This window comes from Cytobacillus depressus (assembly GCF_008923245.1).
Taxonomy (GTDB): Bacteria; Bacillota; Bacilli; order Bacillales; family Cytobacillaceae; genus Cytobacillus; species Cytobacillus depressus.
Genome location: NZ_WBOS01000001.1, coordinates 1033292 through 1046408, shown reverse-complemented (window position 1 = coordinate 1046408; position 13117 = coordinate 1033292). Strand labels below are relative to the sequence as shown.

Annotated in this window: 12 protein-coding genes, 1 pseudogene and 1 riboswitch; of the genes and pseudogenes, 9 read left to right on the top strand and 4 right to left on the bottom strand. The window is 38.1% G+C overall.

Annotation, left to right across the window (positions count from 1 at the left end; all coding sequences use genetic code 11):
- Positions 1 to 163 precede the first annotated feature (163 nt).
- The 3 genes from F7731_RS04985 (at position 164) to asnB (ending at position 4210) form a co-directional block, all read left to right on the top strand.
- Entirely contained in the window at positions 164 to 538 is a 375-nt protein-coding gene (locus F7731_RS04985; protein WP_151533649.1) for a thiol-disulfide oxidoreductase DCC family protein, read from the top strand.
- 92 nt (positions 539 to 630) lie between these two features.
- A riboswitch (SAM riboswitch) is annotated at positions 631 to 745 on the top strand.
- 191 nt (positions 746 to 936) lie between these two features.
- Positions 937 to 2136, top strand: coding sequence for a methionine adenosyltransferase (gene metK / locus F7731_RS04980; protein WP_151533648.1), 1200 nt, complete (start codon positions 937 to 939; stop codon positions 2134 to 2136).
- A 205-nt stretch (positions 2137 to 2341) separates the two neighbouring features.
- Complete coding sequence (gene asnB / locus F7731_RS04975; protein WP_151533647.1) at positions 2342 to 4210, top strand: asparagine synthase (glutamine-hydrolyzing); 1869 nt, start codon at positions 2342 to 2344, stop codon at positions 4208 to 4210.
- A 74-nt stretch (positions 4211 to 4284) separates the two neighbouring features.
- Here asnB and F7731_RS04970 read toward each other — a convergent pair whose 3' ends face one another.
- Positions 4285 to 4797 (bottom strand): gamma carbonic anhydrase, encoded by a 513-nt coding sequence (locus F7731_RS04970; protein WP_151533646.1) that lies wholly within the window; start codon positions 4795 to 4797, stop codon positions 4285 to 4287.
- A 182-nt stretch (positions 4798 to 4979) separates the two neighbouring features.
- On the opposite strand from F7731_RS04970, the gene F7731_RS04965 reads away from it, so the two are divergent.
- Together F7731_RS04965 and F7731_RS04960 are read left to right on the top strand one after the other, a co-directional pair.
- Positions 4980 to 5783: an alpha/beta hydrolase gene (locus tag F7731_RS04965; protein ID WP_151533645.1), complete on the top strand. Its 804-nt coding sequence runs from the start codon at positions 4980 to 4982 to the stop codon at positions 5781 to 5783.
- Positions 5784 to 6093: 310 nt separating this feature from the next.
- On the top strand, positions 6094 to 7188 hold the full coding sequence (locus F7731_RS04960) for a tetraprenyl-beta-curcumene synthase family protein (protein WP_151533644.1): 1095 nt from the start codon (positions 6094 to 6096) through the stop codon (positions 7186 to 7188).
- Between the two features lie 114 nt (positions 7189 to 7302).
- Here F7731_RS04960 and mnmM read toward each other — a convergent pair whose 3' ends face one another.
- Entirely contained in the window at positions 7303 to 7875 is a 573-nt protein-coding gene (gene mnmM, locus F7731_RS04955) for a tRNA 5-(aminomethyl)-2-thiouridylate-methyltransferase MnmM (RefSeq protein WP_151533643.1), read from the bottom strand.
- 130 nt (positions 7876 to 8005) lie between these two features.
- Entirely contained in the window at positions 8006 to 8986 is a 981-nt protein-coding gene (gene mnmL, locus F7731_RS04950; protein WP_151533642.1) for a tRNA modification radical SAM protein MnmL/YtqA, read from the bottom strand.
- 336 nt (positions 8987 to 9322) lie between these two features.
- Between mnmL and F7731_RS04945 the strand changes: the two genes are divergently transcribed.
- The 3 genes from F7731_RS04945 to F7731_RS04935 all read left to right on the top strand — a co-directional run bounded on the left by F7731_RS04945 (position 9323) and on the right by F7731_RS04935 (position 11218).
- Positions 9323 to 9586, top strand: a complete 264-nt coding sequence (locus tag F7731_RS04945; protein WP_151533641.1) for a YtzC family protein — start codon at positions 9323 to 9325, stop codon at positions 9584 to 9586.
- 12 nt (positions 9587 to 9598) lie between these two features.
- Positions 9599 to 9763: a glycogen biosynthesis protein GlgD gene (locus F7731_RS04940; RefSeq protein ID WP_151533640.1), complete on the top strand. Its 165-nt coding sequence runs from the start codon at positions 9599 to 9601 to the stop codon at positions 9761 to 9763.
- Positions 9764 to 10036: 273 nt separating this feature from the next.
- The gene (locus F7731_RS04935; RefSeq protein ID WP_151533639.1) at positions 10037 to 11218 is read left to right on the top strand and encodes an MDR family MFS transporter; all 1182 of its coding nucleotides are present in this window, start codon (positions 10037 to 10039) and stop codon (positions 11216 to 11218) included.
- A gap of 44 nt (positions 11219 to 11262) precedes the next feature.
- On the opposite strand, the gene F7731_RS04930 is transcribed toward F7731_RS04935, so the two are convergent.
- Positions 11263 to 11589 (bottom strand): hypothetical protein, encoded by a 327-nt coding sequence (locus tag F7731_RS04930; RefSeq protein ID WP_151533638.1) that lies wholly within the window; start codon positions 11587 to 11589, stop codon positions 11263 to 11265.
- 122 nt (positions 11590 to 11711) lie between these two features.
- Here F7731_RS04930 and F7731_RS04925 point away from each other — a divergent pair.
- Positions 11712 to 12780, top strand: a pseudogene (locus F7731_RS04925) (AAA-type ATPase lid domain-containing protein).
- Positions 12781 to 13117: the final 337 nt, after the last annotated feature.

Sequence of the window (13117 nt, the reverse complement as noted above, 5' to 3'; positions counted from 1 at the left end):
TATAAATAGTATAACACATTGAGATGATTAGTCTATACTAATTATCGTTTTTTTTCATTAAATATTTCTCTCATTTAGGCATAATATAATGATATTGCTAACCTCATTCATTAACGCTGAATATGGTAAAATATATATATAAAATCAAAAGGGGTGGGCATAGGTGAAAACGATTGCATTATACGATGAAACATGCACATTATGCAAGGAATCAAAACAATTTTTCGAAAAAATCGATCGAAAGCAGAAGGTGAGCTGGGTTTCGCTTCAAGAATATGAGAAAAGCGAGTCTCCACACTCTTTTGATAAAATCGAATTACGAAGAGAGCTTCATATTATTACCGCCAGGGGAAAAGTGTACAAAGGGTTCCATGCAGTTCGTTATTTATTCTTGCTTTCCTCACAAACTATCGTTTTGGGCTACTTCCTTTACTTACCTGGAATGTCCCTCTTTGGAAATCCGATTTATAAATTAATCGCAAAAAATAGACATAAATTCTTCAGAAAAAAATGTGATAATGGCAGTTGTTCGTTATGATGCACATGAACGAAAAAAAACATAAATTTAATCGAGAATCCTATTGACTTCTTTTTATATATTACGATATGATTTATCCTTGAACGGATACTCTCTTATCCCGAGCTGGCGGAGGGACAGGCCCGATGAAGCCCAGCAACCTGCTTAACTAGAATTTTTAGCAAAGGTGCTAACCTGACGCAAGGAATATTCCTTGAACGATAAGAGTGAAAGGCGCGAATCGATTTGCTTCAACCTTTTCACATAGATGGAAAGGTTTTTTATTTTGCATTTTGATGGTAGCTTTTTGAGAAAGCCTATACGCTTAATCATAAAAACTCCAATTTTACTTCATACTAATTAGGGAATGAGTTCCGTATCAATCGAGTTTATTTTCATATATAAGGAGGAACATCAGCATGTCAACAAAACGCCGTTTGTTTACATCTGAATCAGTTACTGAAGGTCATCCGGATAAAATTTGTGACCAAATTTCTGATGCCATTTTAGATGCCATTTTAGCCCAGGATGCAAATGCCCGTGTAGCAGCAGAAACATCTGTTACAACAGGTTTAGTTTTAATTGCAGGAGAAATTACTACATCTTCTTATGTAGATATTCCAAAAATCGTTCGCGAAACTGTCAAAGAGATCGGCTACACTCGTGCGAAATACGGTTTTGACTCAGAAACTTGTGCGGTTTTAACTTCTATCGATGAGCAATCACCAGATATTGCGATGGGAGTTGACCAAGCTTTAGAAGCTCGTGAAGGGCAAATGACTGATGAAGAAATTGAAGCTATTGGTGCTGGTGACCAAGGTTTAATGTTCGGATTTGCATGTAATGAAACGAAGGAGCTTATGCCGCTTCCAATTTCATTATCTCATAAATTAGCACGCCGTTTGACTGAAGTACGTAAAGAAGAAATCCTTCCTTACCTTCGTCCAGATGGAAAAACACAAGTAACAGTTGAGTATGATGAAAATAACAAGCCTGTTCGTATTGATACGATTGTTATTTCTACTCAGCATCACCCTGAAATTAGCTTAGAGCAAATTCAGCGCAATATTAAAGAACATGTCATCAACCCAGTTGTTCCACAAGAACTAATTGATGAGGATACAAAATACTTTATCAACCCTACTGGACGCTTCGTAATTGGCGGACCTCAAGGGGATGCTGGTTTAACAGGCCGTAAAATTATCGTTGACACATATGGTGGCTATGCTCGTCATGGCGGTGGCGCTTTCTCTGGTAAGGATCCTACTAAGGTTGACCGTTCTGCTGCTTATGCGGCACGTTATGTGGCGAAAAATATTGTAGCTGCTGGCTTAGCTGACAAAGTAGAAGTTCAGCTTGCTTATGCAATCGGTGTTGCACAGCCAGTATCTATCTCCATTGATACGTTCGGAACAGGTAATGTAGAAGAAGATGTGTTAGTTGACTTAGTTCGCAAAAACTTCGATCTACGTCCAGCAGGCATCATTAACATGCTGAACTTACGCCGTCCGATTTATAAGCAAACAGCTGCTTACGGACACTTCGGACGTACTGATATCGATCTTCCTTGGGAGCGTACAGATAAAGCAGAAGAATTACGTGCAGCTGCTTTAAAATAATAAGAAAAGAGCGGGAGTTGCATTTCTTATGTAACTTTCGCTTTTTTTATTCGTCTTATGATTGAAGCTTTTAAAAGATGAATAGGATAAAATACTCCTCATTACTTCGCAAACATCTGCACTCGGATACTTCCCTTAAATGAAAAATCAAACATGACACCTATCATCTTCTTTAAAATAAGAAACTAGAATGGGTGGAATTAGAATGAGTGGTTTTATTGGCTATATTCAAGAAAAAGAACAATTAGAGACTAATCAGCCCTTACAATTGAATCACTTACCCGGACCATCTTATGATGGCTATTATTCTGATGGCCATGTTTTACTCGGTTATAGGGGTTTAAATATGAGTAGTGATGAACACGAAAAGCTGCCATTATCCTATGAAAACGATCGCTATTGGATCGTTTATAATGGGGAAATTTATAATCATTCTGAACTAAGAGAAGATCTTATTTCCAAAGGATTGATCTTCAAATCAAATTCTGATTCAGAAACTATTTTAGCTTTATATTGCAGTATTAAAGAAAAAATGGTTGAAAAGCTTCGAGGAAAGTTTGCTTTTGTCATTTGGGATAAGGAAGATAAGGTCTTGTTTGGTGCTAGAGATCCTTTTGGGATTAAACCGTTATTTTATTATGAAGGCATCGAAGAGATATACTTTGCCTCTGAAAAGAAATTAATTCTAGCAGACCTTCAATATGATAAGTTGAATATGGAAGCCTTACAGCATTATTTAACCTTTCAGTTTGTCCCAGAGCCGGACACGATGACAAAAGAGATTCGAAAGCTTGAGCCTGGGCATTATTTTACAAGGAATTTTGGTTCTCCGATGATGATTAAACGTTATTGGAAAGCAGCCTTTCATCCAATTCAAAAACAGGAAGATGATTTTGTTCGAGAGATAAGAGCTGCTTTATTTCAATCTATTCAATTGCATATGCAAGGTAATGTGCCGATTGGATCCTTTCTTTCAGGAGGGATTGATTCTTCAATCATTGCTTCGATTGCAAAGGAATATCATTCAGATATGAAGACATTCTCTGTTGGATTTGAGCAATCGGGCTTCAGTGAGATTGATATTGCGGAGGAAACTGCTGCCAAGCTTGGACTTGAAAATATAAGTACAATTATTACTCCTGAAGATTTCATGAATGAGCTGCCCAAGATCATGTGGCACTTGACAGATCCACTTGCAGACCCTGCTTGCATTCCGCTTTATTTTGCTGCAAAGAAAGCAAATAAACATGTGAAAGTTGTTTTATCAGGAGAAGGGGCCGATGAATTATTCGGAGGCTATAATATCTACCACGAACCGCAATCGCTAAAAGTATTTAATTATATACCTAACTGTATTAAAAAATTATTGAGTGTCATTGTGGCTCTTATTCCCGAGGGAACAAGAGGAAAAAGCTTTATAGAGCGTGGAGTTACTCCATTGAAGGAAAGATATATTGGCAATGCAAAAATATTTACTGAGCAAGAAAAGGGAAGGTTTTTTCAGCCATATGATGAAAGCTTACGCTATACAAGTATTACATCTTCTCTTTATCAAGAGAGCCTTGAATATGATTCAATTAACCGCATGCAGTACATCGATATTCATACTTGGCTGCGGGGAGATATACTATTAAAAGCAGATAAAATGACTATGGCCCATTTATTAGAGTTGCGGGCCCCCTTTTTAGATAAAGAAGTATTTCGGGTAGCATCCAAAATACCGAGCGGGTTAAAAATTACGAATGGAACAACGAAATATATTTTACGAAAAGCAATGGAAGGAATTGTTCCCAATCACGTCTTACATCGAAAAAAACTCGGATTTCCCGTACCAATCCGGTATTGGCTAAAGGATGAAATGAATGATTGGGCAAAAAAAATAATCCGTGAAAGCAACACGGATCATTTATTTAAAAAGGATTATTTGTATAAGCTGCTAGATGATCATTGCAATGATAAATTCGATAACAGCAGAAAGATTTGGACGGTGCTAATGTTTATGTTATGGTATGCAATATTTGTTGAAAAAAAGTATGAAATCGGGGCCATTTCCATAAATAGCACTGACCAATGAGTTCAATATGATTCCTTATAGCAGTGAAATAGAATAAGTCTTTTCGGAAAAGGACATGTTAAAAAATAGATCAATTATTTTTGCAATGCTTTATAATACTGGGCTTTTTCAGCATATTCTCTGCATATTCTTTCCATATCTTCAATATCTTCTGGAGTTAACTCGCGAATCACTTTAGCTGGTCTTCCGAAAGCTAGTGTATTCGGAGGGATTTTTTTGCCTTGTGTTACTAAACTGCCGGCACCGATAAAAGCGCCTTCACCAATTTCAGCACCATCAAGTATAATTGATCCCATACCAATGAGTGCTTTTCGGCGAATAATGCAGCTATGAAGGATAACCTGATGGCCAATGCTCACTTCATCTTCTAAGATTAGTGGATTATTTGGGCTTTGGTGCAGGACCGAGTTGTCTTGGATATTCACTTTTTTGCCAATTACCGTCGGGGCGACATCTCCGCGAATAACCGTATTAAACCACACACTGGACTCTTCCCCAATTTCAACATCCCCTGTGACGGTGGCGTAATCAGCGATAAAAACTGATTCTGCGATTTTTGGAAATTTCCCATCATATGGATAAATCATACTATGCTCTCCTTCAAATGTTTTCATTATTTTTATTCTATCATAGAAGGGGGCAATCTTGTCCTTTAGTCATGATTCAAAAATATTATTGATAAAGAGTGAAATTAATGATGAAACTAAATAACTAAGCTATAATTTATAGTAGAATTTTCATTTCACCATAAGGTTAGGGAGGATTAATGATGTGGAAATGGGAAGCTGAAGGAGAGGCTAAAGCAGTAATCGTTATGGTTCATGGTGCAATGGAGCATCATCGCCGTTATGGCTGGCTAATCGAGATGTGGCGTTTGTCAGGTTTTCATGTCATTATGGGAGATCTTCCGGGCCAAGGGATGACAACAAGATCACGGCGGGGTCACATTGATTCTTTTGATGAGTATTTGTTTGAAGTGAAGGATTGGATACAAGCGGCTTATAAATTTGAATTACCAGTTTTTCTTTTGGGGCATAGCATGGGAGGTTTAATATCAATTCGTCTTTTGCAGGAGGAACGATTGAAGTTAGCCGGTGTCATCCTGTCATCCCCTTGTCTTGGTTTAATTAAAAAGCCAAATCATTTTCTTAATATATTTTCCTATGTATTAAATAAAACTTTTCCAAGTTTGCGTATGAACTCTGGACTTACCGTTGATATGGCGACAAGAAATATTGATGTACGTGATGCGGATGCTAATGACACATTATATGTAACAAAGGTATCTGTAAGGTGGTATCGCGAATTAATACATGCTACTAAGCTTGCATTTGAAAAGCTTGATAAAACTCAAGATGTCCCGCTACTTGCTATGCAGGGGGGCGATGATTTAATTGTTAATAAAAAATCAGTAAGCGATTGGTTTAACCATGCGCCATTTTCCGAAAAACGATTTAAAGAGTGGCCAAAATGTTATCATGAAATATTCAATGAACCTGAACGGGAAGAAGTATTTGAGTATGCCAAGGATTTCGTCAATAGCCAGTTAAAAGCGATCGGCTATATTGTCTAGTGTCTAGCTCAAGTGCCTACCTCGACGTACAGGATGTACTAGTGCCGACAATGCGACAGGACAAGGAAGGCTTCTATCAGCGATACATCGCACGACCAAAATGAAGCTTTTGGGAGGACGTCGCGTTTTTGTCGACCTCGAGGTCATAAGCCAATCCTCCATGAAAGGTAAAGGACACTTTTCCGAGAGGCTTGTGTTATGCTTGTCGGGGGTGAGCACAAAGGAAAGCTCTCGGAGTTATCCTCGTAGGAACAATTTTCCTTTTTATTGTTCCGAAGGCGCTTGCGCTTTTCTAAGGAGTGAATTTTAATTGAGTGTTCCATCTATGCCAATCAGTTTAATGTCAAATGTCTATCGCAAAATATTGCCCATTGTTCATAAGGAACTAGATTTCTGGAGGAAGAGAGCGGAAACCATTCCAGATCCAGAACTAAGAAAACAAGCATTAGCCAGTATTGAACATAAAACCTTTCATTGTGAAGGCGGCGCCATTATGGCGTTAATGGCAAAAGAAAAATATGAAATAGCGATTAAATTCATTGTCGCCTACCAAACAATCAGTGACTATTTGGATAATTTATGTGATCGCAGTACGTCTTTAGATCCTGAGGATTTTGCTGCTTTACATGAGTCAATGATGGATTGTTTGTCAGCTGATGCTGACTCGAGAAATTATTATCGCTTCCGAAATGAACAAGAAGACGGAAATTATTTAGCTGACCTTGTTGTAATGTGTCGAGAAGTTTTAGCTGAATTAGATCATTATGATGAAATCAAAGAATATTTATTAGAATTATGCCAGTACTATTGTGATTTACAAGTGCATAAGCATGTGCAGGTAGAGGACCGGGTTCCACGTCTACAAGATTGGTTCCATGAATATAAGGAGCAAATCCCCGAAATGGAGTGGTATGAGTTCTCTGCTTGCTCTGGTTCAACATTAGGGATTTTCTGTCTTGTCTCTTATGCCATGAGAGAGGATTTCGAAAAAGCAGATGCTGAAAAGATTCGCAATGGCTATTTTCCTTACATACAAGGCCTGCATATATTATTAGATTATTTTATTGACCAAGAAGAGGATCGAGCCGGCGGAGATTTAAACTTCTGCTTTTATTATGAAAATGAAGAAAAGCTCTTCGATCGGCTAAAGCACTTCGTTAAAGAAGCGGACAAGCATACAGAGCAGCTCCCTCATAAACGCTTTCACCAATTGATAAACCGTGGTCTATTAGGGATCTATTTATCGGATGAAAAAGTTCGCAAGCAAAGAAATGTAAAGAAGCTAGCAAGAGGGATGATTAAAACCGGAGGCATGATTAGCTACTTTTTCTATTTAAACGGCCTAGCGTATCGAGCTGTACAGAAATGGATGCCTGCTGGACTTATGAGAGTGTTTTTAAAGTAAAATTAATGCAAAAAACCTGCTTGAGGCAGGTTTTTTGGTATAAGTTTCTGGATATATCGGCGAGTTCCCGGATATATCGGCGAATTCCACGATATATCGGCGACCTCACAAATGCTATCTTTTCTCAATCGCCACAATAAACGGTGGATTGTTTTTTTGATTAATAAATTGATATTGAAGGACATGAGCTATTTTCTGATCTAATTGTTTTACGTATTGAAGGAGGGCATCACGTTCGAGCGCACCTTCATCATGACCGTGGTAAACGACAAGGACAATAATCCCTTCAGGTGCCATGATTTCCAATAGCTGTTCAATTGCCGAAATCGTTGTGTTGGGCACAGTCACTATCGATTTATCACCACCAGGCAAATAACCTAAATTAAAGATGGCTCCTTTAATTTTTCCCTGGCATTCAACAGGAATGCTTGCCGAAATATATTCATGCCCTTTATGAAACAAAGTAACACGGTCAGAAATTTGCTGTTCTGCCATTCGCTTTTTTGTATTTACAATAGCTTCCTCTTGAATATCAAACCCGAATACTCGTCCGGATTCCCCAACCAATTTTGCAAGAAATACTGTATCATGCCCATTGCCTAAAGTAGCATCTACTGCAATGTCGCCTTGATCAACAGCTTTCTCAAGCAATAGCCTAGCAAAAGGTAATACTCCATCTAGCTTCATGCCTGCACCCCTACATTACTTCTGACATTTAGTGAAACTTCATTCAGTGGCGATTTTCCACTGAATGTTAGTTGAACCAATCGGGCCTTTACGGGCTGTTTGATCTCCGGCGTTGAATTTTTTTGGTTCATCAACTTCTTGATGCGGGAGTCTTACAGCCCGTTAATCTGCGATAATTTTTCCCTTGCCAGCTATTCCTGCGTTTTAATTCCGCATCAATGGAATTCAAAACATCCCACTTATTTACACTCCACATCGGGCCGATCATTAATTCAATCGGACCATCACCAGTAATTCGGTGAATAATCATTTCTGGGGGTAATATTTCTAATTGGTCACAAACTAAGCTGACATACTGATCAAGAGATAAAAACTCTAAGCTCCCTTTTTCATATTGCTTTACCATTGGTGTACCTTTTAATAAATGAAGAAGGTGAATTTTAATCCCTTGCACATCAAGCTTAGCAACCTCTTTCGCTGTTTCCATCATCATTTCTGGTGTTTCGAGAGGAAGTCCATTAATGATGTGAGAACATACGCGAATTCCATGTTTGCGAAGCTTATTCACCCCATCAACATAACATTGATAATCATGAGCCCGGTTAATCAGTAGTCCGGTTCTTTCGTGAACAGTTTGTAAGCCAAGCTCAACCCATAAATAGGTTCTTTCATTTAACTCGGCTAAGTAATCAACGACATCATCTGGAAGACAGTCAGGCCTTGTTGCAATTGATAACCCTACAACATTTTCCTGTTTTAATACTTTTTCATACATTTCCCGAAGCACTTCTACAGGTGCATGTGTGTTTGTGAAAGCTTGAAAGTAGGCCATATACTTGCCATCTTTCCATTTTCGATGCATTTTTTCTTTAATTTCATGAAACTGTGTTTCAATATCATCGGCTCTGTTCCCAGCAAAATCGCCTGAACCGGCAGCACTGCAAAAAGTACAACCGCCATGTGCGACCGTTCCATCCCGGTTCGGACAGTCAAATCCGCCATCTAGCGCCACTTTAAAAACTTTATGGCCAAATTCATTTCTTAAATGATAATTCCATGTATGGTAACGTTTGTTATCAGAAGCAAACGGAAATGGCTTATTCTGATTCAAATTAGAACCCTCCAACAACTATTGCAAATTAAAAATATATTTTATCATGATTAGAAAATCAATACTAACTGTAACGAATGGAAACTGATATTACCAGCAATTAAATGAAATAGGAAAAAGAATATTCGCAGATTAACGGGCAGTAAGATCTCCCACTATAATGTTTCCAGTATAAACATTGAATATAAAGTGGGAGATCAACTGCCCGTAAAGGCCCGATTGGTTCAACTAACAATCACTGTGGGATGGGAAAAACCCCCACTGATTGAAGTTTCACTTTATGAACAAACTAATGGATGAAGCACTTTGCTTCTGAATTTTTCAGGAGGGGATATGATGGCAACTCGTGAATCCGTTAGTAACTTGATTCAGCAATGTGAGGATGCAATCCGATTCGCCAATGACCAGCTGCAAGTTGAAAGAGCACAAGAGCATTATAATGAAAATGGATATACAGACGCTTTGCATTCACTGGAAAATGCATACAATGATTTATCGAAGCTTGCCCTAAGCGCTAACTCCCAACAACGGGAACAGCTTCACCGAATGAGGCTACAGCTGCAGCAACTTCAAAATCGAATGATTGTTCAACCCCATTAAGGAGTGATCAATTTGGTTAAAAAGCGTTCAAAACAAAATAATCCAGAACAAAAAAATCGCAATGGCATTAATAATCAAGATGTAGAATTTGGACAGAATTTTGACATCATAAAGCAAGCAAAAAAGAAATACGAAAAACAAGGTCAGCCTGTTAAATCGAAATTCCACCCTGAATAGCGAAAAGCTACAGCGCCTTGTCGCCCCTAGGCGCTGTAGCTAGACAAAAATAAATGCGGAAAGCACCTGCAAAATTCTCCCTAGTGCTGAAGCTAAAACAGAAACCCTCCGTTATGGAGGGTTTTTACTTGGCCAATTAAATTGTATATTCTGTGTTTAACACATTAGGTGAATAGTTATTGCCAGGAATGTAAAAACATCATAAAATTGTTTTGGCAAGCGAAATAATCGGACGGCTATTTATATATATATAAGGTAAAAGGGAGGGGTTTTATGCCACGTGCCTTATGGCTTTTAATAATTGGGATGGTGGTAAATGTAACAGGCTCTTCTTTTTTATGGCCTTTAAACGCTATCTATATTCATAACCATTTAGGCCAATCATTATCAGTTGCAGGTTTTGTCCTCATGTTAAATTCAGGAGCTAGTGTGATCGGGAATTTATGTGGGGGCTATCTATTTGATAAGATTGGCGGCTATAAATCAATCCTGCTTGGAGTAGGGATTGCTTTACTAGCATTAATTGGCTTAACCTTTTGGAATGGCTGGCCAATGTATGTTGTTTTTTTAACGATTGTCGGTTTTGGCGCGGGAATTATCTTTCCATCGATGTATGCGATGGCAGGGACGGTATGGAAAGAAGGCGGAAGAAAATCATTTAACGCACTTTACGTTGCCCAAAACTTAGGAGTTGCGATTGGTGCTGCTCTAGGCGGATTTGTAGCTTCATTTTCCTTCCAGCTTATCTTTATTGCGAATACATTTATGTATATCGTTTTTCTCCTTATTGCTATTTTCGGTTACAAAGGAATTCAAACCCAACCAAGCTCGCACGCTTCCGTTAAGAAAGGGGCCCAGGTTAACAAAAATCATACAAAATTATACGCATTATTAATTTTATGCATTGGCTACAGCTTATGCTGGGCCGGATATGTTCAATGGCAAACAACAATTGCCTCTTTTACACAAGAATTGAATATCACTTTAAGACAATATAGTTTCCTTTGGACGATAAACGGTGCTCTAATTGTAGTAGGGCAGCCACTTGTAAACTTACTTGTGAAACGGATTAAATCTTTAAAAACACAAATAAATATTGGCATCATGATTTTTATTGTTTCATATGCTGTTGCATCCGTTGCACATCAATTCACGGCATTTCTCGCAGGGATGATTATCTTAACGATTGGTGAAATGCTCGTATGGCCAGCCGTTCCTACAATTGCGAACGATCTTGCGCCTAAAGGCAGAGAAGGCTTTTATCAAGGAATTGTCAATAGTATGGCAACAGGGGGCCGGATGATCGGTCCGTTGTTAGGCGGAATTCTTGTTGATTTGTACGGGATGTCCATGCTATTTATGATCATCATCGGGCTTCTCGTTGTATCAATCTTTACTACTTTGGCGTATGACAAGAAAATAAAAGAGAAAGAGAAAATTGTCCATGCTTCTTAAGGGCCTGCACTTTAATTGCAGGTCTTTTCTAATTCTCCACTTGGTCATATATCCCAAGACCCGTTATCTGTGGCAAGAGAACCGTTTCCATGTCCCTCAAAAAATAAAACATTCTTAAAATAACTTTTTAATAATAGCCATTTGGCTGGATACATATGAATAAATTCTTCGATCTCTGTCCGCGAAGGAATTATAAAGCAGTCTAACTCAGCCTTCGTTTGCTTTAAGTCATATAAAAGCGCATGAGGATTCGTGTAATAGTCATGAATCTGATATGGATTGAGTTTCACGTTTTGAATGTGATTTTCCTTCATATAAGATAAAACGTCATCTTGGCTTTTTTTCTCCGTTTTGAAATAAATGCCTTTCATATCAACACCTCCCTTCCTTTCTTCATTGACGAAAACCGATGAAAAAATACTTCCTGAATTAAATTATCTAATAATTATGATAAAATAATGTAAGAGTATGAATTTTCCAAAAGGGGATTATTATGAAAAGCGCATTATTAGATATTCCGGTCGAAATTGTTGAAACGATTCTTGAAAGTGCTTTTGGGTGGCTTGTCGTTGTAGATAAAGCTGGAAAGATTATTTATATAAATAAAAATTATTGCGATTTTTTAGAGGTTGAACGGGAGAAGGTGATTGGGGTCCATGTTTCAAAAGTCATCGAAAATTCCCGCATGCATATTGTAGCAGCGACTGGAAAAGAGGAGGTGGCGGACCTTCAATACATAAAAGGGAATTATATGATTGCGAACCGCATCCCGATTATAATGGATGGCCAAGTGGTCGGTGCTTTCGGGACGGTGTTCTTCCGGGATACGAGGGAATGGATGAAAATGAACAGTCATGTGAAAAGCATGCTGACGAAAATCCAAAGCTATATCCAGGATATTGATCGCAGTGTGAAATACAGTCTAGATGATTTATTGGGCACTTCGAAGGAAATTGAAAGACTGAAGGATAGAGTGAAAATGATTGCCTCAAGTGATATTTCGGTTTTAATTCGGGGAGAGAGCGGGACGGGAAAGGAATTATTTGCCCATAGCATCCACCAATCGCCCGCTTGAGAAAATGATGGATGAAAAACGCTTTCGGCAAGATTTATTTTACCGAATCAATGTAATCCCCTTTATGATTCCTCCGCTGCGTGAGAGGATGGAGGACATCCCTGTGCTACTCGATTATTTTATTAAAAAGATAACGAAGAAGTCTGGAAAACGGATTAGCCATGTTTTCGAAGATGTATTAGAGAGATTTAGCCAGTATAGTTGGCCAGGTAATATTAGAGAGCTGGAGAATGTCATCGAGGCAGCCATCCACTTAACAAATGGTGAAGAGATTACAATGGAATCCTTACCTGATTATTTAAAAGAATCATCTGTTTTTCCAGTAGGAAGTAAAAAACTGAAAGAAATATTAGAGGAAACAGAAAGAAGAGTCTTACTCCAAAGCTTGAACAAATATCATGATAAGCTTGAAGCAGCGAAGGCATTAGGAATTAGTAAATCATCTATGTATGAAAAATTAAAAAAATATGGGATGACTGATCTATAGTCCAGAAACTTGGAAACCTGTCCATTTTTCTGGACTTTTCTTTTCTATTAAATGCATCATCCAAAAGATGATGTAAGTACACAGTTGTTTAAAAACTACTCTATGTAAAAAGGCAATCTATAAATTGATTCATTCCAGAATTCTGGAATTAATGTTCACAAAGAGTTTGAATATTGGCTCTCTAGAGAGGGTGTATTTCTGGCACGGTTCTTGCAACAAGTCTATGTAGGTGCACTAGCCAAATAAGGAAATATAATTTGAAAGCGTTACCATTTCAGGAGGATGTGATGCCTGCTTTTTCAAAAAAGTAAATGTAGAAATAATCAAACACAAAAGG

Excerpts from the sequence above, each read along its gene's own strand:
- F7731_RS04930 (WP_151533638.1), bottom strand. The coding sequence starts at position 11,589 with ATGAAAGGCATTTATTTCAAAACGGAGAAAAAAAGCCAAGATGACGTT.
- mnmM (WP_151533643.1), bottom strand. The coding sequence starts at position 7,875 with ATGAAGCTAGATGGAGTATTACCTTTTGCTAGGCTATTGCTTGAGAAA.
- F7731_RS04965 (WP_151533645.1), top strand. The coding sequence starts at position 4,980 with ATGTGGAAATGGGAAGCTGAAGGAGAGGCTAAAGCAGTAATCGTTATG.
- F7731_RS04945 (WP_151533641.1), top strand. The coding sequence starts at position 9,323 with ATGGCAACTCGTGAATCCGTTAGTAACTTGATTCAGCAATGTGAGGAT.
- F7731_RS04970 (WP_151533646.1), bottom strand. The coding sequence starts at position 4,797 with ATGATTTATCCATATGATGGGAAATTTCCAAAAATCGCAGAATCAGTT.
- F7731_RS04935 (WP_151533639.1), top strand. The coding sequence starts at position 10,037 with ATGCCACGTGCCTTATGGCTTTTAATAATTGGGATGGTGGTAAATGTA.
- metK (WP_151533648.1), top strand. The coding sequence starts at position 937 with ATGTCAACAAAACGCCGTTTGTTTACATCTGAATCAGTTACTGAAGGT.
- asnB (WP_151533647.1), top strand. The coding sequence starts at position 2,342 with ATGAGTGGTTTTATTGGCTATATTCAAGAAAAAGAACAATTAGAGACT.